The 23,892-nt window shown below is 37.6% G+C and carries 12 protein-coding genes and 1 pseudogene; 6 read left to right on the top strand and 7 right to left on the bottom strand.

The annotated features are described in order from the left end of the window. Positions 1-448: 448 nt before the first annotated feature. Both uvrC and pgsA read left to right on the top strand, forming a co-directional pair. A complete protein-coding gene (gene uvrC, locus NNJ73_RS09295; RefSeq protein WP_254493813.1) occupies positions 449-2,434 on the top strand; it encodes an excinuclease ABC subunit UvrC in 1,986 nt (661 codons plus the stop codon). 72 nt (positions 2,435-2,506) lie between these two features. Then, positions 2,507-3,088 (top strand): CDP-diacylglycerol--glycerol-3-phosphate 3-phosphatidyltransferase, encoded by a 582-nt coding sequence (pgsA, locus tag NNJ73_RS09290; RefSeq protein WP_005773717.1) that lies wholly within the window; start codon positions 2,507-2,509, stop codon positions 3,086-3,088. Positions 3,089-3,406: 318 nt separating this feature from the next. Here pgsA and ndk read toward each other — a convergent pair whose 3' ends face one another. The 4 genes and pseudogenes from ndk to bafA (NNJ73_RS10160) form a co-directional block, all read right to left on the bottom strand. After that, the gene (ndk, locus tag NNJ73_RS09285) at positions 3,407-3,829 is read right to left on the bottom strand and encodes a nucleoside-diphosphate kinase (RefSeq protein WP_254493812.1); all 423 of its coding nucleotides are present in this window, start codon (positions 3,827-3,829) and stop codon (positions 3,407-3,409) included. A gap of 401 nt (positions 3,830-4,230) precedes the next feature. Further along, positions 4,231-6,831, bottom strand: coding sequence for a BafA family autotransporter (gene bafA / locus NNJ73_RS09280; RefSeq protein WP_254493811.1), 2,601 nt, complete (start codon positions 6,829-6,831; stop codon positions 4,231-4,233). Positions 6,832-7,630: 799 nt separating this feature from the next. Beyond that, positions 7,631-10,195, bottom strand: coding sequence for a BafA family autotransporter (gene bafA / locus NNJ73_RS09270; RefSeq protein ID WP_254493810.1), 2,565 nt, complete (start codon positions 10,193-10,195; stop codon positions 7,631-7,633). A gap of 349 nt (positions 10,196-10,544) precedes the next feature. After that, positions 10,545-16,067: pseudogene (gene bafA, locus NNJ73_RS10160) on the bottom strand (BafA family autotransporter). 560 nt (positions 16,068-16,627) lie between these two features. Between bafA (NNJ73_RS10160) and NNJ73_RS09255 the strand changes: the two are divergent. Further along, positions 16,628-17,917 carry an MFS transporter gene (locus NNJ73_RS09255; protein WP_254493809.1) on the top strand — a complete coding sequence of 430 codons (1,290 nt, stop codon included), beginning with the start codon at positions 16,628-16,630 and terminating at the stop codon, positions 17,915-17,917. Here NNJ73_RS09255 and NNJ73_RS09250 read toward each other — a convergent pair. The 3 genes from NNJ73_RS09250 to NNJ73_RS09240 are packed head-to-tail and all read right to left on the bottom strand — an operon-like array spanning position 17,914 to position 18,792. Beyond that, a complete protein-coding gene (locus NNJ73_RS09250) occupies positions 17,914-18,177 on the bottom strand; it encodes a hypothetical protein (RefSeq protein ID WP_254493830.1) in 264 nt (87 codons plus the stop codon). The genes NNJ73_RS09255 and NNJ73_RS09250 overlap by 4 nt on opposite strands. Then, a complete protein-coding gene (locus NNJ73_RS09245) occupies positions 18,167-18,346 on the bottom strand; it encodes a hypothetical protein (protein WP_254493808.1) in 180 nt (59 codons plus the stop codon). Before NNJ73_RS09245 ends, NNJ73_RS09250 begins: the two co-directional genes overlap by 11 nt. After that, complete coding sequence (locus tag NNJ73_RS09240; protein ID WP_254472695.1) at positions 18,346-18,792, bottom strand: DNA polymerase III subunit chi; 447 nt, start codon at positions 18,790-18,792, stop codon at positions 18,346-18,348. The genes NNJ73_RS09245 and NNJ73_RS09240 overlap by 1 nt, the downstream gene beginning before the upstream one ends. Positions 18,793-19,203: 411 nt before the next feature. On the opposite strand from NNJ73_RS09240, the gene lptF reads away from it, so the two are divergent. The 3 genes from lptF to NNJ73_RS09225 are packed head-to-tail and all read left to right on the top strand — an operon-like array spanning position 19,204 to position 23,837. Then, on the top strand, positions 19,204-20,394 hold the full coding sequence (gene lptF / locus NNJ73_RS09235; RefSeq protein ID WP_254493807.1) for an LPS export ABC transporter permease LptF: 1,191 nt from the start codon (positions 19,204-19,206) through the stop codon (positions 20,392-20,394). Next, a complete protein-coding gene (gene lptG / locus NNJ73_RS09230; RefSeq protein ID WP_254493806.1) occupies positions 20,391-21,482 on the top strand; it encodes an LPS export ABC transporter permease LptG in 1,092 nt (363 codons plus the stop codon). Before lptF ends, lptG begins: the two co-directional genes overlap by 4 nt. Further along, on the top strand, positions 21,483-23,837 hold the full coding sequence (locus NNJ73_RS09225) for an LPS-assembly protein LptD (protein WP_254493805.1): 2,355 nt from the start codon (positions 21,483-21,485) through the stop codon (positions 23,835-23,837). Positions 23,838-23,892 lie beyond the last annotated feature (55 nt).

Here is a 23,892-nt window from a genome sequence, read left to right as displayed (position 1 = left end):
ATTCTTACGCCTTATAAAAGGGATGTTTAATCTTTTCTTGTATAGTTTCACTCCACTCGGCTCTCTCCGCTTGTAACATACAAAAGACATCGGTTTGAAGTGAGAGAATCATACGCTTTTCAGGAATTTAATTTAATGTCAACAATAATAAATTATCTTTATAAATCAATATTTTGCTTCTTTATTATTTTTTCTTTTAGAAAATGTCTCCTCTTATCATTATGGATTTCCTCTTCTAATCATTTTTAATGAAACAATTGGCGCGTTCATAAAGCTGTCTTAAATAAACAACTCTCATATTTTTTATGAAAGATAAGCACTCTAAAATTACACTTTTATGCTATAATATGTTATTGATGGACAAAAATTATTAAAGACATAGATAATCGTTATTAAATAAAAAAGAATATTTCATACGTTAAACAAAAAGCATTTCTTGATAAACGGAATGATCCTAAAAAATAATACAAATTGTCCGCAAAATGAACGAGAAAAGCTTTCTTTTCTCTCTAACCTTACATGGAACAATGCCAATCAAAGCAATGAGAAAAATCAATTCCAAGGTGTTAAATTCATACAAGAATTTGTTAAACACCTTCCGCATAAGCCAGGAGTTTACAGAATGATTGGTGAAAATGGTGATATTCTTTACGTTGGCAAAGCTCGTAATCTTAAAAAACGTGTTTCAAACTATGCACGTGAAAAAGGACACAATAATCGTATTACCCGTATGATTCGTGCAACATATCATATGGAATTTATCGTTACCCATACAGAAACAGAAGCACTCCTTTTAGAAGCCAATCTCATCAAAAGATTGCATCCACATTTTAATGTATTACTCCGTGATGATAAAAGCTTCCCTTATATCATGATTACAAATGATCATCGAGCACCTGCACTTTATAAACATCGTGGTGCCCGAACACAAAAAGCTCATTATTTTGGGCCTTTTGCTTCTGCTGGTGCGGTGACACAAACAATTCATGTTTTACAACGCGCTTTTTTATTACGAACCTGTACCGATACAATTTTTGAAAACCGTACGCGCCCCTGTTTGCTTTATCAAATTAAGCGATGTTCCGCACCTTGTACCCATGAAATTAGTGAGAGTGATTATAAAGAACTGGTGAGAGACGCAAAAGCGTTTCTTTCGGGAAAAGATCAATCTGTTAAAAATGATATGGTTCAAGCTATGCATAAAGCCGCAGAAAATCTTGATTTTGAACAAGCAGCTTCCTATCGTGATCGCTTATCAGCCCTTTCTCACATACAAAGTCATCAAGGTATTAATCCTCAAACAATAAAAGAAGCGGATATCTTTGCAATTGCTCAAAAGGAAGGAATGACTTGTATTCAAGTGTTCTTTTTTCGCATGGGGCAAAATTGGGGAAACCGTGCCTATTTTCCTAAAGCAGATCCCTCTTTTTCCCGTAATGAAATTTTAGCGAGTTTTCTTGCCCAATTTTACGATGACAAACCTCTTCCCAAAAGCATCCTTTTGTCTGAAGAAATTGAAGAAAAAACACTTCTTACAGAAGCATTGAGTCTCAAAGCAAATCACAAAGTGTCTCTCTCTTTACCCAAGCAAGGTGAACGAAAAACACTTGTTAATCACGCCTATCTCAATGCTCATGAAGCACTTGAACATAAGCTCGCTGAAACAGCTACCCATACAAAACTACTTCAGGGGCTCGCTGAAACATTCCAACTGCCTTTTCCTCCACGCCGTATAGAAGTCTACGACAATTCTCATATTATGGGAACAAATTCTGTAGGGGCTATGATTGTTGCTGGTCAAATGGGATTTGTTAAAAATCAATATCGCAAATTCAATATTCGCTCAACAGATATCACGCCTGGTGATGATTTTGGCATGATGAAAGAAGTGATTAAACGAAGATTTTCACGCCTTATCAAAGAGCATGATTTGCCCAATAAAAGTCATGACAGACAAGATCAAGAAAATGATCTTTTTCCCTTTTGGCCTGATCTTATCTTAATCGATGGTGGTGAAGGACAAATCAACAGTGTGCATACAATACTTGCTGAATTACAATTGAATAACCTGATTACCGTTGTTGGAATTGCCAAAGGTGTTGACCGTCATGCAGGACGTGAACGGTTTTTTATAAAAGGTACCCCTCCTTTTACACTTCCCCCCCGTGATCCTATCCTCTATTTTTTGCAACGTCTGCGTGATGAAGCACACCGTTTTGCCATTGGCGCGCATAGAATAAAACGAAAAAAAGCAACATTTAAAAATCCACTTGATGAAATCGAAAATATCGGTCCGTCAAGAAAACGTGCATTGCTTTATCATTTTGGAAGTGCCAAGGCTGTTGCTGGTGCCTCCCTTGAAGACTTGAAAAAAGTGACAGGAATCTCTCTTGCAATCGCACAAAAAATTCATAACCATTTTCATGAAAAATAGGCTTGTTTCACAACCTTAGCCTTGTTACTTTCGGGAAATATGTTCTTCTTCACAAGAATTGAAAATGACTCTATGAAAAATCATACTTTTTCTTTTCCAAATCTTTTAACTTATGCACGAATTGTTGCAGTCCCAATGGTTGTTGCGTGTTTTTTTGTAGAAGGACGCCTACAATCAAGTGATATCGCACGCTGGATTGCCGTTTCCATTTTTATCATTGCATCTATTACTGATTTTCTTGATGGTTATCTTGCCCGTATTTGGGAACAAACATCCAATATTGGTCGCATGTTAGATCCAATTGCCGATAAACTTCTCGTCTCTGCGTGCTTGCTCTTGCTTGCCGCAGACAGTACCATCGCTGGATGGACTTTATGGGCAGCCATTATCATTCTTTGCCGAGAAATTCTTGTATCAGGATTACGTGAATATTTAGCTGAATTAAAAGTGAGCGTTCCGGTCTCTCGTCTTGCAAAGTGGAAAACTTTTGTCCAAATGATCGCTATTATCTTTCTTTTAGCAGGACCAGCGGGTAATAAAGTTTTCCCTTATACAGTGGAATTTGGCATTACTATGCTGTGGATTGCCGCCCTTCTGACATTGTGGACAGGGTGGGATTATTTTCGCGCAGGTTTAAAACATGTCATCTCATGAAATTGTCTCTTGATTTATAATGATAATCTATTTTTATGCACCTTAAACAAGAAAAAATATCCATAAATCTACTTATTTCAAATCTATTGATGATCAATCAATTAAAACATTCCTTTTGCCCATCACAAACAAAGTTGGTGTCCAGATAAAAGACATTCAAGAAAAGAATTAATAGGCTTTATCTCCCCACAAAAACAGTTGCAATATTAAAAACGAAAAAAACGATGCATCTCCATATCTATCAAAGAGATCTATAATCTTGTAAGCAAAAATCCAAAACATAGTGTTCTGGGTTTTTGCTTCTTATTTACGCTTTTATTAACCAACAATTTCTCTCTCAGAAAACCAAAAAGTGATTTCTGTTTTTGCCGTTTCAGCACTATCGGATCCATGGACAGAATTTTCACCAATCGACAAAGCATGAACCTTACGAATTGTCCCTTCTTCTGCGTCACTAGGATTTGTAGCCCCCATCATTTCACGGTTTTTAGCTATTGCATTTTCTCCTTCCAAAACCTGTACAATTGTTGGACCAGAAGACATAAATTCAACCAATTCGCTAAAAAAAGGGCGTTCTTTATGAACAGCATAAAAACTTTCAGCCTCACGCTTGCTCATCCACACACGTTTAGAGGCAATAACACGCAAGCCTGCATCCTCAAGCATTTTGGTAATTGCGCCTGTCAAATTACGACGTGTTGCATCTGGTTTAATCATCGAAAAAGTACGCTCTAAAGCCATTTACTCACCTTTATTTCATTGATAACATTCTCTGACTGTTTCTATAGCGAGCAGACAGTCCTTTGCCAAGTGACTTTGCAAAAATCTACACAAATTCTCAAAAACATAGAATGGATTGTAAAGAAGACTTCAATAAAAATAGATACAGCTATAATTCCCCCTCCCATCATAAGATCACACCCGCCTCTCAGTAAATGTTGAACTCCTTATTGTACTCCTAAATGCTTCCCATCAAAATTACCATTTAAGCGATAAACACTATAAGAAAAAACCAACACGTAAAAATAAATACCTTTTATGAAAACCTTCTTCTTTAAAAAAAAAAGACGGATCTAGACACTTCAGGTCTAAATTTGAAAATTCTCTCATTCACTAAGACCAATCAAAAACTACCTTTATAATTAGAAACTATAGCGTACCCCTAAAATGCCCTGAAGAGACTGTTTTGTTTTACGCCCTTTAACATAATGGGCCTCACCATATAACTTTAACTTCTCACTCACAAAACTGCTCAAACCTATCCCTAATTTACCCGCATTACCTGATAAATCGCTCGTAAATGCATGGCGTTCATTAATCACCGTTTGATTGTCATCTTTATTCTCACGCATCCATGCTGCTGTAATATACGCCTGTGAGGAAGAAGCCATGCCAGAGCCAAATTCATACCCTAAAGATAAACCAATCTCACTGCGCAATGAAGTGAAGGGATGCATATTCCCCGTCATGTCATTCGATAACTTGATTTCTTTTCCTTCAACTTGCAACCAAGTAAATTGTCCATAAGGCTGTAACCAACTACTCTTGGACGTCTGAAGTCGATAACCTGCTTCAAAGGAGGTTCCCACCGCCCATTGCCTATAACTGCCTTCAATCCCTAAACCATTCGTGGAAACCGCCTTCAGCGTATTTTGATAATGATTATATTTTAAAAGAACATCCAGATACCATCCACGATGATCCAGATAAGTGATATAAGCCCCAATGCCATAACTATTGATACCGCTGGTACCTCCCCGAGCATGCGCAACGCGGGCGTGGTCATAACTGCCAAAACCACCTATATAAAACCCTCCATTTTCCCACTCACTTAAGCCATTGATCCCTAAAACGATCCCTGTCTGATCGAGCTTAAAATCTATATGCTCTGTCGCAATGCTTTCTTTCGATTTAATCGCATAGCTCCATAAAGCCGTATTCTTTTTACTGTGACCTAGAATTCCTCTTCCCGCACGCACGCTTTGCATTTCATTGTGAAACACCATCGCTGGAGCGACAGACATGGACAATACCGCATCTGTAGAAGGTGTGGTTAAAAACTGAGAACCTGAAAGCGTCTCCCCCAATTGTGTAGAAGATTGTTTATGATTACTTGGACGCAAAATCATTTGATCCGCTAAATATTGAGACGATTCTGAAACAGATGCCTGTTGTTTGTCACCAGAAAGAAGATGAAAACCTGATGGAGGTGCTGGTGGGAACACCACACGAGTCTGATTTTCTTGAGAGGAAGATACCGAAACACTAGAGACATTCTGGGTTTCTCTTAAATGGCGTGGAGGCCGTTTCTTGGGTAGCTGTTTTCTAGGAGGATTCTGAGAACCAGTATTTTTTTTTCCAGAAGAAGAGCCCTGATCAGACTGTGTTCCTATATCAACAGATAATGCAACAGGAGCCTTCGTTTTTTTGTTTACACACGGTTCTTCAGAATTAGAACGTTCTGTGCCCTCAGAAGCTATACCTAAATACCAAATTGTAGTACTACCACTAGAGTCAGCACATCTACCTCTCTTCAGCAATTGATACTGATAGGTTCCACCATCAACAGCTGTAATGTCTTTCCCCGAAAGATCTGCCAAGGTAAAATTAGCTCCTTCACCTTGGCTTCTATCGGTAATTAAATTGATTCCGCTAACAAAACTATTCCTTTGTGTGAGAGGGCCTGTAATTTCACGACCAGAATCTGGAACGCTTATTTTGTGGTCACCTGTGCCCTCACCAATTGACAAATAATCACTTGCATTCCATGTTGCACTCATATTAAATCGAAAATGCAAATTTCCTGAAAGTTTTCCAACATAAAGTGAAATATGACGTGGATCATACGGAATAGAAGAAAAAATAACAGTCCCATCCTCTCCCCCTAAATCTTCAATTTTAATCTGTGGTTTTTCTCCTATATTTCGTTCACCAACCCCAAATATTATTTCGTCAGGTCTATCCTTTATAGGAATATTTTTCCTAGTAGTATGATTTGTCCTATCACCAGCAAACAAATAAAGTTCTCCCGCACCATTGACTCTTACTTCTCCAGTGACATCTTTTGCATTAACATGGAGCCACGATTTGGCAAAACCCGTAATTGTTAAACTATCCACTAACCCATGAGGATAGACAACTTGAATAGCCTGATCCTTCAAAGTAGTCCCATGGGCCTCTCCTCCTGCTAAGACATGCTGTCTACCATTCCACGAAACCTCGGTATCCTTTGATTTTCCACCATCTTTTCTACTCCCCATATAAAGATTTTGTTCTCCGTCTTTTCCCACTTTTGTATTCCAAACCCATGCCCCATCATACACATTCTGTTGTCCTACTGCTTCACCACTACCAGAAACTGTAGCTTCATATGCACTACTTTTTCTCACCACACTTGTGAGATCAATACCTTTTTCTTCGTGAATAAACTGCTGACCTCCAATAACTTTAGCATTCATTGCGGTTCCTCCACGTGTAACGATTTGCATTGCTCCTTTTTTAATAATAGATCCTATAGAAGTTGCTCCATTCTCAACAATCTCAACACTGCCATTCTCAATTTTAATATTAGTGCTAGGCGACATATTTGTAACCAGTGCTGAACCTTTTGGTACTGTCCCTCCAGGTGCCATAGTTTCTAATCTTTTTAGTTCTCCATTCCTGCTCTCAACTGCACTTGCAGATTGCACAAGAAAACTACTGATCATCAATACTGAAAAACTTAACTTGTATTTATACCGCATTATCCACACTCCACTCTTAATTATTTAGAAAAATACCCCGTGGCTACGTAAGCAGCGGATTTTAGATTGTATCATAATGTGTTTTATTTATGTCTAAATGCAATTTTTTAGTGTGTTTTTTAATTTAAACAATTTTTAGTTGTGTATCTATAAACCACTAAAAAACGCTAACTGAAGGCAGAAAAACTGAATAAAATTCAAATTGTTTCCTTGAATTCAAGGAATAATTTGCGTATTTGAGATTATGGATGAAAAAAATGCCCCTGCCCTTTAATGGGATCACATCCCTTATGCAAAACAGAGCGCCCTTGAATTGCACATTCACAGGTTTGTTTTAAAGAAACATCTCTCAATATACCCAAGCCCATTTTCCCAACGTCGATAATGAATAGTATAATAAATCCATTAAAGACCTCCATCTTTATGCTTATGGTGAAGAAATCCCACATCATCACACATTTTCCCAGCCTTAAAATGTTGCACATTCCTTGGCACTTGAGGCGGTTTATAAGAGGCAAGTCCTTTCTTGAACAATTTCACTCCACACAACTCTTCCCCGCTTGTGACATGCGAGAAAGTGATTTTGATTGATTCAAAATGGAGCAGATTTGGAATAAGAAAATCCCACGATATTCAGAACTCTCATTCAATATGCAAAACAATGAATAAATTAATACCTTGCCTTTAAAGAGAGTATAAAGGTATCCTTACTGTTTGAAAAGGTCTCTATACTCTCAAAAAGACATCGTGAAGCGTTATCTGTTTAAGGTTGTAGTTAATCAGCCATATAAAGGTGTATTTAGAAACTATAGCGTAATCCTAAAATACCTTGAAGAGCATTTTTAATCTTATGTCCTTTTAGATAATATGCTTCCGCATAAAGTGTTAGGTTATCATTGACCGAACTGTTTAAACCAATTCCCAATTTACCCGCACTACCCGATAAGTCTGTGATAAATTTATGCTGGTTATTAATTGTCGCATGATTATCATTTATATTCTCACGTAACCAAGCTGCCATTATATAAGCTGTCAATGAAGTTTCTAAATTCACAAAGAATTCATGTCCTGCCGTTAATCCAACTTCACTACGGAATGAAATCAATGGACTTAGATCACCGACCATTCCATTGGAAAGTTTTATTTTTTTACCTTCAACCTGTAGACCTGTTAGCTTGATATAAGGCTGCATCCAAGTATTTTGCGCTGGTTCAAAATAACAACCAATTTCAAATGATCCACCGATTGCCCATTGATTGTAATGACTTTGAATCGCTAAACCATTCGTTGAGATGGCTTTCAAATTATCTTTATAATAATTATATTTCAAAACACCATCCATATACCATCCACGGTGATCAAAATAAGTTGCGTAAGTTCCAATGCTATAGGAGCTTAAATCACTATTCCCCCCTCGTGCATGAGAAACACGTGCTTGATCATAACTACCAAAACCACCAACATATAATTCTCCATGCTTTAATTCATTCAACTGATCAGCACCAAAGACTAAACCTGTCTGCCCAAGCTTAAAGTGTGTATGGCCTGTCGCAATGCGTTCTCTGCTCTTAATCCCATAAGTCCATAGCTCGATATCTTTTCTATTTCTGTTCCAAATTTTTCTACCATTCCGTACAATTTGCAATTCATTGTTAAAAATAAGTCCAGGGACGACGGACAACGTTAACACTGCATCCGTAGAAGGAGTGGTTAATGTTCCACCAGGAATGAACGGATTTGTAGGATCTGGAATAGAGTTTTCCGGTCCACTGAGACGGTCTGCAGATAAAAACCAAACTTTTCCATTTTCATCTTTTCTTTCTTTCAGACCATACATATAAGTTCCACCATCAAGGGCGTTAATATTTTCACCCTTAAGATCTGTCAGCGTAAAATGCGCTCCACCACTTTGATCCGTAATTAAATCACGCTTATCTGAAAAAGGATCCGTAATTTCAACACCAGAATCAGCAACACTTATCGTATGATTCCCTGCGCCTTTCTCAACGAAGAGATAATCTCCACGGTTTTGAGCAATCGTGGTATTGAATGCGAAATGTAAACTTCCTGAAAGATTATTCACATGCAGCTGGGAATAATAGGGATCAGAACCCGTAAATGCAAAAATAACACTCCCCTCACCACTTAATTTTTGTATCAAAGAGCTTTTTCCATCAGACTCATCTGTGAGTAAATACAGTTTTGTCTCTTTTCCATTTAAAAGAATATCTTCTACTGTGGTACGATGTTGTTCATTCCCAGCATAAAGATGAATCTGCCCAGAATGATTTACCTGTGTCTTGCCTTCTAATGTCGCTCCAGCATGTACCCATGATTTTGTTTCATCATTCATTGTTAGATTTTTTACAGATCCATCCGTATATATTTCCTGAATAGCGCTCTCATTTAAAGTAACTCCAATGGCCCGACCGCCTTTTAAGATACGCTGTTTACCACCAGCAAAAACTTCTGTATCAAATGCGAAACCACCATTTTTTGCACCTTCAGACTTTTTTCCAACCTCTTGGATGCCCCCTCGCATAACTTTTGTATTCCAAACTTTACCCCCGTCATATACTTTTTGCTGACCTAATGTTTCCTCTTGTCCATAAATGATTGTATGAGAAGCGCTACTCCCTTTAAGCTCTCCTCCAACATCCCCCTCCCCGAAAACAAGCTGCTCCCCACCATAAATTTTAGTCTCCTCTACTTTTCCTCCATTTCCAACACTTTGCTGTCCGCCTTCTTTAACGACAGCATTTTTCGAAAAGCCTTGTTTTCCCTTTAAAGCCTGAACATTCTCAATTCCACCATGTTCGATTTTACTATTCTCACTGAGACCTCCTGCATACACATAAAGCTCCGCACCATTCCTTATCGTATTATCGATAGACCGTCCTGGACTATCAATTTCACCATCATTTGAAATGTATGCTTTACCTTCATGATCAAGGACATAATTTTCAAGAAGTGCCCCATCTTTAATGAAGATAAGCTCAGGTTTTTTAAGAAACGCAGTATTTTGTGCTCGCACATTATCTCCAACATTATCGCGATGATTGCTCTCAAGCTCCTGCTGGCTCGCAAATATTCTAGCACCCTTAACAAGAGTAAAATTGCTAGGCTTTTTTAAAAAGCCTAATTCATTGTATCTTCTTACAATGAGATCATTCGATGCTCCAAGGATGCATCTTCCTGTTTTCATATCTTCATTATATTGATCCTGAAATATTTGATCATTTTCATAACTTGAAGATTGACAAAAAAGCGGTATCCCCCCCTCACTTGCTGCAGCAGCCTGTACAAAACAACTGCTCAACATGAGTACCCAAAAATTGCGTTTCCATTTATATTGTGTGGCCATATCCTCCCCCCTCTTTACGCCTGCATAGACACCAAACGTAACTAGCTCTACAAAATATATTTTCAACCTTAGATTGTAATAATTCTTCTGAGAATCCCCATCACGTCACTCAAAGAACTGTTCTTTACCATCTTTTCAATGCGTTTTTGACCAAAAATATAAGGAAATTCCTATATTTCTTCAAAGTTTTTTCATCAAAGAAAAAAGTAACATATCATAAACTATAATATACAAAGAGAGTGTACAATCTGTCATGAAAAGCGAGTCTGTAGGCTGTGAAAAGTTATTTACGCTTTATTAAAAACTTTTAAAAATGATTATACCTTCAAAGATTATTATACTCCTATAATTAGAAACTATAGCGTACCCCTAAAATGCCCTGAAGAGATTGTTTTGTTTTACGCCCTTTAACATAATGGGCCTCACCATATAACTTTAACTTCTCACTCACAAAACTGCTCAAACCTATCCCTAATTTACCCGCATTACCTGATAAATCGCTCGTAAATGCATGGCGTTCATTAATCACCGTTTGATTGTCATCTTTATTCTCACGCATCCATGCTGCTGTAATATATGCCTGTGAGGAAGAAGCCACGCCAGAGCCAAATTCATACCCTAAAGATAAACCAATCTCACTGCGCAATGAAGTGAAGGGATGCATATTCCCCGTCATGCCATTCGATAACTTGATTTCTTTTCCCTCAACTTGCAACCAAGTAAATTGTCCATAAGGCTGTAACCAACTACTCTTGGACATCTGAAGTCGATAACCCGCTTCAAAGGAGGACCCAATCGCCCATTGCCTATAACTGCCTTCAATCCCTAAACCATTCGTGGAAACCGCCTTCAGCGTATTTTGATAATGATTATATTTTAAAAGAACATCCAGATACCATCCACGATGATCCAAATAAGAAACATAAGCGCCAATGCCATAACTATTGATACCGCTGGTACCTCCCCGAGCATGCGCAACGCGTACGTGGTCATAACTGCCAAAACCACCTATATAAAACCCTCCATTTTCCCACTCACTTAAACCATTGATCCCTAAAACGATCCCTGTCTGATCGAGCTTAAAATCTATATGCTCTGTCGCAATGCTTTCTTTCGATTTAATCGCATAGCTCCATAAAGCCGTATTCTTTTTACTGTGACCTAGAATTCCTCTTCCCGCACGCACGCTTTGCATTTCATTGTGAAACACCATCGCTGGAGCGACAGACATGGACAATACCGCATCTGTAGAAGGCGTGGTTAAAAACTGAGAACCTGAAAGCGTCTCCCCCAATTGTGTAGAAGATTGTTTCTGATTGCTTGGACGCAAAATCATTTGATCCGCTAAATATTGAGACGATTCTGAAACAGCCATCTGTTGTTTGTCAGCAGAAAGAAGATGAGAACCTGATGGAAGTGCTCCTTTAATCATTTGACTTCCCAGATTTGAAACAATTGAAGAAACAGAAGTTGAGGATTTTGAATTCGAATTTCGGCGGTTTTCTCTTTGACGAGGTAATTTAATCGCATGCTCTTGTGTATTGGTCAGAGTTGAAAGAGAAGAAGCCGGTTGATTTTGACTTAAATGCCGTGCAGATCTGCTTCTCCTCCGTTGCCCTCTTGGCGCATTATCCATGTAAACTGCAGATAAATACCAAACTTTTTCCTCTTCATTCTCAATAATTTTGTGTTTTAAGCCATAGGTATAAGTTCCACCATCAACCATTCCAATTTTTGCACCAGAAAAACTTTGTAGAGTAAAAGAAGCGCCTCCACTTTGATCCAAAATTAAATCAAGTTCTGTTGAAGAAGGATCAACAATTTCAATACCAGAATCAAACACACTTATTGTGTGAAAACCACTCCCATTCTCAATAAAAAGGTAATCACCTTTTCCTTCTGCAAGACTGACATTAAAATCGAAATGGAGACTTCCCGAAAGGTCATCAACATAAAGCTTGGAGTAATACAAATCGTCTTCAGAAGAAGTAAAAATGACTTTTCCTACACCGCTTAACTGCTGAATGTGTGTACTCTTGTCATCAAATTCACGAGCAATGGAGTATAATTGAGCTTCTTCTCCATTTAGATTGATATTTTCTGCTTTAGTTTGCTGACTATCATCTCCAGCATCAAGATGGAGTTGTCCCAAATCCTGAACCGTTATTTCTCCTCCTAACATCGCACCAGCAAAGACCCATGAATTGGCTCCCTCTTTAATTATTAGATTTTTTACAATGCCCCCAACATGAACTTCTTGAGCAGCATGACGGTGTAAAGTCACTGTATTTGCTTCACCACCTGCTAATACCCTTTGTACACCACCTGCGAAAACTTCAGTATTTATGGCTAAACCACCGGCTTTTTCTGCAAAGTTATTATCATAAGGAAACCATTTAGAAAGAGTTTGTATTCCTCCACTCATCACTTTTGTTCCCACAGCCATTCCATCATCATACACATTCTGCTGTCCCAGTGTGTCCCCTTGACCATAAACTGTCGTGTTATAAACGCTGCTTCCCTCAATTCCCCCATTGACATAACCTTCTCCAAAAACAAGCTGCTCCCCACCATAAATTTCAGCTCTCAATGCTGTTCCTCCTCCTTCTACCTTTTGTTGCCCACCCTCGTAAATAATCGTAGACTCCGAGATTCCTTGTTCTCCAATAATCTCAGAACCGCCATTTTCAATTGTTGTATTCTTAACAAAACCACCAGCCTCAACATAAAGTCTTCCAGATCCCTCAACTGTAGCGTTAATAGATTGCTTAAGAGCACCTTGCTCTCCATCATCAGAGATATAAACTATCCTGTCATCATCAAGTAAAAAGCTTTGTAAAATGCCTCCCCCCTCACGAATACTGAAATTAATGACATCAGAATATGGACCAAAATTAATATTAACATCTTGCGACGACGTTATATTTTCTTCTTTTTCAGGAAGCTTATTTATAGACGGCTCCGTATTAGATGCGTGGATTACAGGAATAGAAGTTGTTTCCAACGGTGCTAAATACCAAATCTTTCCACCGTTATGATCTTTCGTCTTTAGATCATATAGGTAAGCTCCACCATCAATCGTACTCGTCTTTTCACCAGAAAAATCTGTCAGAGTAAAATGCGCATTTCCGTTTTGTTCATGAATTAAATCAAGCTCTAAAACTAACTTATTGTTTTGTAGAAAAGAATCGGAAATTTCAATACCAGAATCAATCACGCTGATGGTGTGATGTCCTTCCCCCTTTTTGATAAGGAGATAATCACCGCGCTGTTCCTCAAAATCGGTATTTAATCTAAAATGTAAATTCCCTGATAGATTATCGACCTCAAGTCGAGAGTAATGTGGATTAAATACGGTAGACATAAAAATAACACTGCCATCACCACTTAAGTTCTCAATTAAAGAACTTTTATTGTCCATACCAGAAGCAATAGCGTACAATCTTGTATCTCTGCCATTTAAAACAATTTTTTCGACTTCAGTACGAGATTGATCAGCACCAGCATAAAGATAAATTCGCCCAGAATCATGAATCATGGTGCTTCCCTCTAATGTTGCACCAGGATGTAACCACGATTGTGCTTGATCCTTAATGATTAAATCTTTTACATAGCCCCCTAAATCTATTTTCTGAAAAGCACTCCCTTGTAAAAGAACGCCAATAGCTATTCCCCCTGCTAAAACGTGTTGCTCTCCACCAGAAAAAACCTCTATATTAGATGCAAAACTGCTATAACTGTCTAGATCCCCTTCTACATAAAGATTTTGTACCCCTCCTTCCATGATCTTTGTACGAAAAACCTCTCCATCATCATACACATTCTGATATCCTCGCATCCCATTTTCACCAGAAATGACGCTGTCATAGGCGCTGCTCCTTACCATCACCCCTTGAATATTAGATTTTCCTGAAACAAACTGCTCACCACCATAAATGTTAGCCCCTTCTGCTTTTCCCCCCTCTTCAATCCTTTGTTGTCCACCTTTATGAACTGCACTATCCTGAGAAAGACCCTGTGTTTTAATATGCTCAATCCCGCCTCTTTGAATTGTCGTATACAAGCTAAAACCACCGCTATAAACAGAGAGCTTTCCACCATCTTTAACTGTATTACTAATTGAAGTTTCTCCATTACTCTTAACTTTTGTGCTGCTCATGTCAAAGCTAGGATCAGCAATCGTAACAATCATTCCCTTTTCAATAGTCAATTCTGTGAGATCACGCGATAATGAAGCCATAGTAGATGGTTGCAAGCTAAAATCAGTAAATAAAGAGATATTTGTCTCATCAAGAGCATAATTCGCATCTAAATACCAAATTTTACCGGTGCCTTTATCGTTTCTATGTTTCAAACGATACCTATAGGTTCCAGCATCAATCGTTTCGATTTTTTCACCAAAAGTGTTTGTCAGAGTAAAACGCGCATCTCCACTGTGATCAGAAATTAATTTAAGCTTTTTGTGAGAAGAATTTGTCATTTAACGCCCAGAATCCGTCACACTTATGGTGTGGAAACCAGAGCTCCTTTCTTTAATGACAAGATAATCACTAAAGTGCTTGGCAAAATCAACATTGAAATCGAAATGTAAAGAACCTGAAAACTCCCCGATATTAAGCTCAGAGTAATGCTTATGAGCTCCTAAAGAGGTAAAAACAACTCTCCCATTTCCTCTTAACTTCTGGATATTAACCTGAGGTTTTGTGCCGTTATTTTCAGGAGCAATAATGTAGAGTTTGGTATCTTCTCCATTTAAAATTAGATTTTCTACTTCCGTAACAGCTTCATCATTCCCAGCATAAAGATAGAGGCTGCCAAAATCATGAATATTTGTATCCTTATCTAATATTGCACCAGCAAAAACCCATGACTGTGCTTGATGGTTAATTGTTAAATCGTCCGCGTATCCAGAATCATATATCTTTTGAGTAGCTCTATCATATAAAATAACTTCACTCGCATTCCCTCCTGCATAGATATTCTGCATCCCATTTTTAAAAAGTTCGGTACTCAGTGCAAAAGCTCCCTCATTGATTGTAAAATCCTCATCTTCTGTATCGGCTGTATCAGTATCTTCTGAAAAGCTGTTATTAAAATTTTCTTGACCATCAAGATTCTGGACGCCTCCTTTCCTAACCCTTGTGTCAACAGCCATCCCCCCACTATAGACACTTTGTATTCCTGGCATTCCATCTGCAGCATAAATTTCAGTACCATAAGCACTACTTTCCTTGTCTTTACGCAACAAACTATCTCCAAGGACTCCCTTACCAAAAATAATCTGCTCACCACCAAGAATTTGAGCTCCTTCAGCATTTGCACCACTTTCAACAATTTGTTTACCCCCTTTTTTAACCGTGGCATATTCTGAAGTACTTAGATTTTGGACCAACTCAATCCCCCCATGCTCAATTGTCGTATCCCGACTAACACTTGCTGCACCAATGTAGAGTTTTCCACCCTCCTGAACCGTATTGTTGATGGAATAGCCTGCATCTTCATAACTAAAGCTATTTACTTTTTCACCAGAAGATTCAGAGTCACGGTTGGTAATATAAATCGTAGCACCATCGCTTATGACTGAATTTGTGAGAACTTCAAAGAACAGGTTGTCTGCCCCCTTCCTTTCTTCTTCTGAAGACTTCCTTCCTTCTATCCTCTTTTCATGCACTATGATTTTTGCCCCCTCTTTTTTCTCTTTTAATCCCCTCACTTTTGAGAACAATTCTCTTGTCTCTTCTAGATGTTCATTGATGCCTACTGGTGTTAATAGCTTTTCTTTTAATGTTGCTACGCCATCTGCATTCGCAATCTTGATAAAAAAACTACTGGTCATTAACGCATAAAAACTTAATTTCATTTTGCGTTGCATTATCCACATTCCATCATTCCAAATTTAAATCCCCCATTTAGAAAAAAGTGCATAGACCAAAACAACATTCTGTAATGGCTCAACCTCCTATTTTTTAAGATAATAAAGCATTCGATGATTAAGCTCTGACAGATCAAATATACACCATGTGTTTTTAAAATGCATACACAACTAAAAAATTTAATTTTTAATATATACGCTTAAAAAGTGTTATAATTATATTCATAAAAAAAATTTCAATATTTTTGAAACACTAATCTACGAAGAAGATTGATCCTCAATAGATAAAAATGGTTAAATTTTAAAGGAAACAGCACTGTGAATGAGGGGGAAGCTTTTATGTCCCCATATTTTCATTTCTACAGCATTTAAAATAGTTTCTCTATTCACTTCAATTTTGATAATCCCAAAAACACTTATTGATATTCATCAGTCCATCATCGTTGTTCGAATATATTAGAAACATCATAATATCGACTCGACACTGATTTGAAATTTTTATAATTATAGTTGATTAATTCATATTTGATTTGTCATATACTGAAAGGGACATTCTATTCATGTCTATAAACTTAGAAATGCAAGGTACAAGCAACAGAAATTCCCCTCGTCGCATTTTGTTTGCAAGCCTTATTGGCCCAACAATTGAATTCTTTGATTTCTATGTCTTTGCCACCGCCGCAGCGCTCATATTTCCTCATGTGTTTTTTCCAACACAAAATGATCAGATTGCCATTTTACAATCTTTTCTGATCTTTGGAGCGGCTTTTTTTTCTCGGCCCTTTGGATCGATCATCTTTGGACATTTTGGAGATAAAATTGGAAGAAAAGCAACACTTATCGCCTCTCTTCTCACAATGGGGCTTTCAACAGTCATTATTGGTTTTCTTCCCACATATGAAACCGCTGGGTGGTTTGCCCCTTTCCTCTTAACCTTGTGCCGTATTGGACAAGGAATGGGATTAGGAGGAGAATGGGGAGGAGCTGTTTTGCTCGCAACAGAAAATGCCCCTCCAGAAAAGCGAGGCTGGTATGCAATGTTTCCTCAATTGGGCGTTCCTATCGGTTTGTTTTTATCCATTGCTGTTTATTTAGGTCTGTTATACTTCCTTGATCATGATGCACTTGTCGCTTGGGGATGGCGCATCCCTTTCATTGCTTCAATTGTTTTTATGATTATAGGATTATGGGTTCGTCTTTCAATCAATGAGACTGTTCAATTCAAAAAAAATCTTGAAAGTAAAGAACGTGTCAAAGTTCCTATCATCGATGTCTTTTTAAAATGTCCACGAATCTTATTTCTTGGAATATTTTCTGGTATGGGAACATTTGTTTTGTTTTACTTGGTTACTGCATATTTGTTAAGCTATTCAACAAATCATTTGCAGTTGTCATATTATCAAGCTCTCCAAGTTGAAATTGTCGGTGCTATTTTCTGTGGAATTTTTACGATCATTACTGGAAGACTTGCTGATCGTATTAGACGGAGAACTTTGATGATTTGGATTACAATCATCACCGGTATCTATTCTTTCGCAATTCCTTATTTCTTAAATTCTGGAGTTATAGGAGTCCTTGCAATGTCTGTCATTGGTTTGTCTATCATGGGAATGATATACAGTCCTCTTGGTGCTGTTTTGGCTTCACCATACCCAACAGCCATTCGATACACAGGCTCTTCTATTACTTTCAACTTATCTGGTATCGTAGGAGCTTCTCTCGCACCTTATATTGCGGAATATTTAGTGCAACATTTTGATACGTCTTATATCGGCTATTATTTGCTTTTTGCTTCTTTTGTTTCACTGATTTGCTTTGTCGGATTTACAGATGATGAAATATCCAACTAAAATATAATAGCGAAGAACCAAATGAAGGCTGGCAGAAAAAATGCTGCCAGTCTCATTTTAAAAGACATGGGTTGTGGTATACGCCACCACAATATTCCCGCAAACAAGGCACTCAAAAAGAAAAATAAAAAATCCGCAATATTGCTCATATCAGCAACAGCAAATATCCCTGATAGGATATGCGTTGTCCCTAACCACGAAACGCAAAAAAAAGCCAACATTACAGCCCATAAAACAAGCAAAATTCGATCAATAATCATCATCATGCCGTTTCATTTTTTTAATTATAGGCCATATCTTTAGCATACCTAAAAGAAAAATCACAACAAAGACCCAACGCCCTCCCCCTGATCCTTCCGCAATAAAAAGTGCTGGATTTACAATTCCTACCAACCCTATAAAAAACAGAATAAAAGATACGAGACGCATTAGAGCTGTTTTTCCCAACGACGATCTTCAGTCTGTTGCCAATACGTTAAATTATGATTTTCCATTTTATATTTTTTCCACTGTGCTCGAGCAAGATTCAACTGCTCATCATTTCTACCATCAAATAGCACAACAAGACGCTGATAAACATCAATATCCGAACAAACAGCTCCCTCTATGAGAAAACGAATCTTTGAATCATTGGGATTTTCTTGTCCTGTAGTCAGAAATACAGGCTGAAAATTTGAATATTGATCACACTCTGTTCCATGTCCAATAAATGATTCATCAGCATAAACCCATAAATGCATATCTATAGAATCACGTTGTTCTTTACTCACACATTGTATGGTTACCTTACCAAAACGAGCCAATGCCCGCTCCACAAGCGTTGGCAAAATATCTTTTAGCGTTGACTGCGTCAAATGATAGAATAGAATGTCCAACCTCTCAAATCCTCATCACTTTTTACCAATAAAGCTAACATCTTTTTTAGAGAAACTTCTATACCCCTTATATAAAAGGAAACGGTTCAAGATATAAACCTCTTTTTCGATTGAGATGCATTATCTTTTTGCCTGTATCTTTAAGAGCCCCTTTAAAAGATAAAACTTTTTTATTTTCAACGTTAATAAAAAAGTTTTTTAAGTTATTTTTTAGATTCCTTGTAGACTATCGTAGAAAATAAAATATAATGTGTTGAAAAATTAAAGGGAATTTAACGAGCAATTTTATATGGTTTATTTGCTAAAAATGCCCAATCCCTGAAAGGGTGTTTTTTTAATTTTATTACATTTTAACCGAAAGCGGTAAAAGTATTTGTTATCGAATTAAAGACTGAGGGTGTTCTCCATTTTATGCGTATTATTGAGTTCTACATCCTGAGGCGTGTCTTTGTTTTGTTTAGTTCTGTCATGATTGCAGCAGTGGGTGTTAGTTGGACGGTGCAAATTCTTGCACGTATAAACTTTCTCACAACAAGTAAACAGACACTCCTCACAGTCTTGCAGTTTTCACTTTCATTAGTTCCTTCTGTTATTTTTCTTGTCATTCCATTTGCATTAGTAATCGCAGTTACAACCACCCTTTCAGCAATGAATCAAGACTCAGAACTTGCTGTCATCAATGCCTCTGGTTTTCCTAAAAGTACTGTTTGGAAACCTATTCTCCTTCTTGCTATTGTTGCATCATGTATCTCCTTTTCTATTGCTAATTTTGTTGTTCCTCAAGCGCGTCTTCATATGCGACAAATGTTAGCAAATGCCCATTTTGATCTTATTAATCTGTTCATTAGTGAAGGGAGCTTTCAAAAACTTGCCAATAATCTTTACATAGAAATTGGCGAACGAAATCCAAATGGAACACTTGAACGTCTTTTTATTGCCGATCAGCGTGACCCTAAAACTGATCTTTTTTATTATGCAACAAAAGCCTCCATTATAAGTAATCAAAACGGTCGTTTTTTAATCCTCAATAACGGTGAAATAGAAAGGGTCAACCATCAAAATAACAGCGTTTCAATCGTTCAATTTAGCGCATATACCTTTAGCCTAGGGGAGTTTATTCCTAGTGATAAAAAACCTACTCTTTATCCAAAAGATCGGTCTCTTTCTTATTTACAAAACCCTGACCCAAAAGATCCCTACTATCAACGAAAACCGCTCCAATATAAAGCTGAGTTTCACCGCCGACTAACGCAATGGCTCTATCCAATCGTTTTTTCACTTATTGCATTAGCAGCGGCAGGAAATGTATGCTCTCATCGACAAGCACGCCATTTAGCAAATTTCTTAGCGATTGCTTTTTCTTTTCTGGTCTATTGGATAGGGTATTTTTTCGCCGAAAAAGCAAAGAACGATCTTGCATATATTCCTCTCCTTTATATTACGCCTATAGGAACAAGTATATTCGTCTTTTTTATACTTTTAACGAATCATAAAATTGGACTCCCTGCAAAATTTAATGAGGTACTTCAAATCATTTTTCAAAAAGTAGTGAACAAATTTGAACATAAAAAACCTCAAGATTCTCCGGATAAAATATCATGATTGGACGGACACTTGGACGCTATTTTTTTATACGTTACCTTAAAATAACGTGTTATTTTTTGGGGGGCATTTTGGTCCTTGCTCTTTTAATCGATTTTACAGAAAATTCTGGGAGGCTACCTTCCCTTCCATATTATACAGTAAAAGATGCATTTCTCCTCTCTGTTTTACGTATCCCTTTTATTATGCAACAACTTATCCCTTTTATTGCACTCTTTTCTGCAATGACAACACTTATCTCGCTTAACAAAAAGCTTGAACTTGTGGTTACTCGCTCTATCGGTGTTTCTGCATGGCAATTTCTTATGCCTGCTTGTTTTGGAGCTTTTCTTTTAGGATTATTTTCAATTTTTCTCATTAATCCACTTGCTGCATGGGGATTTTCTCAAGCAGAAAAAATGATGACTGAGTGGCGCAATAATAATGTCCTAACATCTCTTCATAATCCGCGTATCCACTGGTTAACACAGCGTACAGATTTAGGCAGAACAACCATTGGCGCTAAATTGATTACCGATCAAGGACTTTCTCTTCTTGATGCAACCTTTGTACAATACAAAGATGACGCAACCGTCAAAAATTGGATTAACACCCCAAAAGCAACCTTGACCAATGGCGCTTGGTTCTTAACAAATGGCACAATCTATAAAATAGGACATCCTCCTGAAAAATTTACCGAGTTGAAAATAAAAACCAATCTAAAACCTGAATTTTTAACGGAACGTTTAGTGAATCCCGTAACTATTCCATTTTACCAATTGCCTAAAAAAATTATGATCGCACGTTCATTTGGCTATTCTGCGAATAATTTTGATATGTATTTGCAATCTTTGATTGCCTTACCGGCATTACTTGTGGCAATGACTCTCATTGCAGCAACTGTATCTTTAAATTTTACCCGTTTTGGGCAATCTAGAACGTTGATTCTTGGTGGCGTAATCGCTGGATTTATGCTTTATGTTATTTCTGTACTCGTTCAGGCTTTTGGTAATGCTGGATATATTCCACCAATTATTGCCGCTTGGACACCTGTTGTTATTGCATTATTCTTGGGAATCTCTTTTTTACTTCATAAAGAGGATGGCTAAGTGAAAGCATTAACGCGTAAGAAAATCATTTTAACAAAATTAAGTGCTCTCGCTTTTAGAAGTGTTATGGCGGTTATTTTAGGGGGAACATTGCCTTATTGTGCATACGCGCAAAGTCCTATGTCTCCTCCTCAAAGTCGCATTCAAAACTCGGAGCGCCCTCTTTTGCTCTCTGCGGATGAACTCATCTACAATCGTGATGAAAACACTGTTTCTGCACAAGGGAATGTCCAAGTTGAATATGACGGCAATAAAGTTGTGGCTCAAAAAATCATTTACAACCAAAAAACAGGGCGGCTTATTGCACAAGGAAACGTTGAAATTACTCAAAAAGATGGGAATAAAATTTATTCTAATCAAATTGATATGACTAAAGATCTTGGCGAGGGATTTGTAAACGCTTTGCGTATTGATACAGCCAACAATGTGCACTTTGCCGCTCAAAATGCTATACGCCAAAACAATCAGGTAACAATCTTTGAAAATGCAACCTATACAGCCTGTGAACCTTGCTCTTATAAACCAGATAGAGAGGTTCTATGGAAAATTAAAGCCAGAAAGATTATATGGAATAATAGCGTTAAAAAAATTCGGTTTGAAAATAGCAGTTTTGAAGTTTTTGGTGTCCCAATTATAAAATTTCCAAATTTTGAGCTCTATGATCCAACTGTCAGGCGTGCTAGCGGTCTACTTACGCCTCATTTTTTCTATACTGATTATCTCGGTATGGGGATAAAGAATTCTTATTTCTGGAATCTCGCTCCCCATTATGATTTTACACTTTCTTCTACAGTTTATACTCAACAAGGGCTTTTAACCGAAGGGGAATGGCGTCAGCGTTTTAAAATGGGCCGTTATAACATTCGCTTTGCTCATATCTATCAAATGAAACCGCATAGATTTGACAGGGATACGATTGATGCACAGCATAAAAACCGTTATATGCTGGCGACAAAGGGGGACTTTCGTATTAATTCATACTGGACTTATGGATGGGATATTCTTGCACAATCTGATCGGCATTTTAGTCGTGCCTACAAGCTTGAAAACTATAGCAATCCTACACAACTTTCTCAGATCTATCTGAATGGTCTTGCAGGAAAAAACTATTTTGACATGCGTTTTTATCATTTTAAAATTCAAGATTCGATATTGAACGATCCCCATTATGAACGTCACTTTCAACAAGCATGGGTTCTACCACGTATCGATTATTCTTTTACACCAGATGAGCCCATTTATAATGGAAAGCTTACCTTCCATAGCAATATACAATCAATTTACCGTCGTCATGCCGACTTCAGTTCACCCGACTGGAACAAAAATCCTCTCAACACTGTACGACTTTCTGGTATGGCTGGAAATAGTTTGCGTTTAACAAATGAGCTTGAGTGGAAAAAGCGCTTTAACATGCACAATGGCCTCATATTAACCCCCCTTCTCTCTCTACGGGCTGATATCCTTACAATCAATGGACAAGAAAATTATGCTGCTTCTAGAGAAAACAATGCCTTATCCGCAATTCGCAGCTCAAAAATTCGTGGCATAGCAACAGCAGGATTGGAAGCACGTTATCCCTTCCTTATTACAGCTGCTCATTCTACACATATTATAGAACCAACCGCACAAATTTTTATACGCAATAATGAACAATATATCGGACAACTTCCGAATGAAGATGCACAAAGCTTTGTCTTTGATGCAACCACTCTTTTTCAACGAAATAAATTTTCTGGTTATGATCGTGTAGAAGGTGGGACAAGAGCCAATATAGGTCTAAGATATTCTGGAAACTTTAATGACAATTGGTCTCTTTATGGTCTTATTGGACAATCCTTTCATCTGGCAGGAAAGAATTCTTTTGCAGAAAAGGACTTTGTTAACGCCGGTATTCATTCTAGCTTAGAAGCAAAACGTTCAGACTATGTTGCAATGTTTGGTGCGACCCATAAAAACGGTTTTTCCTTAGAAACGCGTGGACGCTTTGACAAAAAAACAGGAAAAATCCGCCGTAGTGAAATTGAAGCATCACAAATGTGGAAAAATTTTTGGGCCTCTGTACAATATGCTTATATCGCAAGCCAACCGAATTACGAATATCCACAAGAGCGCCAAGAAATTTCTTTTCAAACAGGCTTAAAACTGGCAGACTATTGGTCCATTAATAGCAACGCCGGTTATGATCTCGTATCTGGCACATTTATAAAACGAGGAATTAGCTTGAATTATGCCGATGAATGTTTCGGGGTAACATTCGGTTATCAACAGGTAATGAATCCGGGAAGAAAAACACCTTTGCAGAACTTTAATTTCTCTCTTTCATTGCGTACAATCGCAGATATCGGAAAAAAATAGATTCAAATTTATAAAGAGAATGTATAAGTGATTTAACTTATTATTGTTTTTATAA

This window comes from Bartonella sp. B1099 (genome assembly GCF_944801835.1).
Taxonomy (GTDB): Bacteria; Pseudomonadota; Alphaproteobacteria; order Rhizobiales; family Rhizobiaceae; genus Bartonella.
Note: the sequence above shows the minus strand (reverse complement) of the source record. Positions and strands in the feature narration are given on the sequence as shown.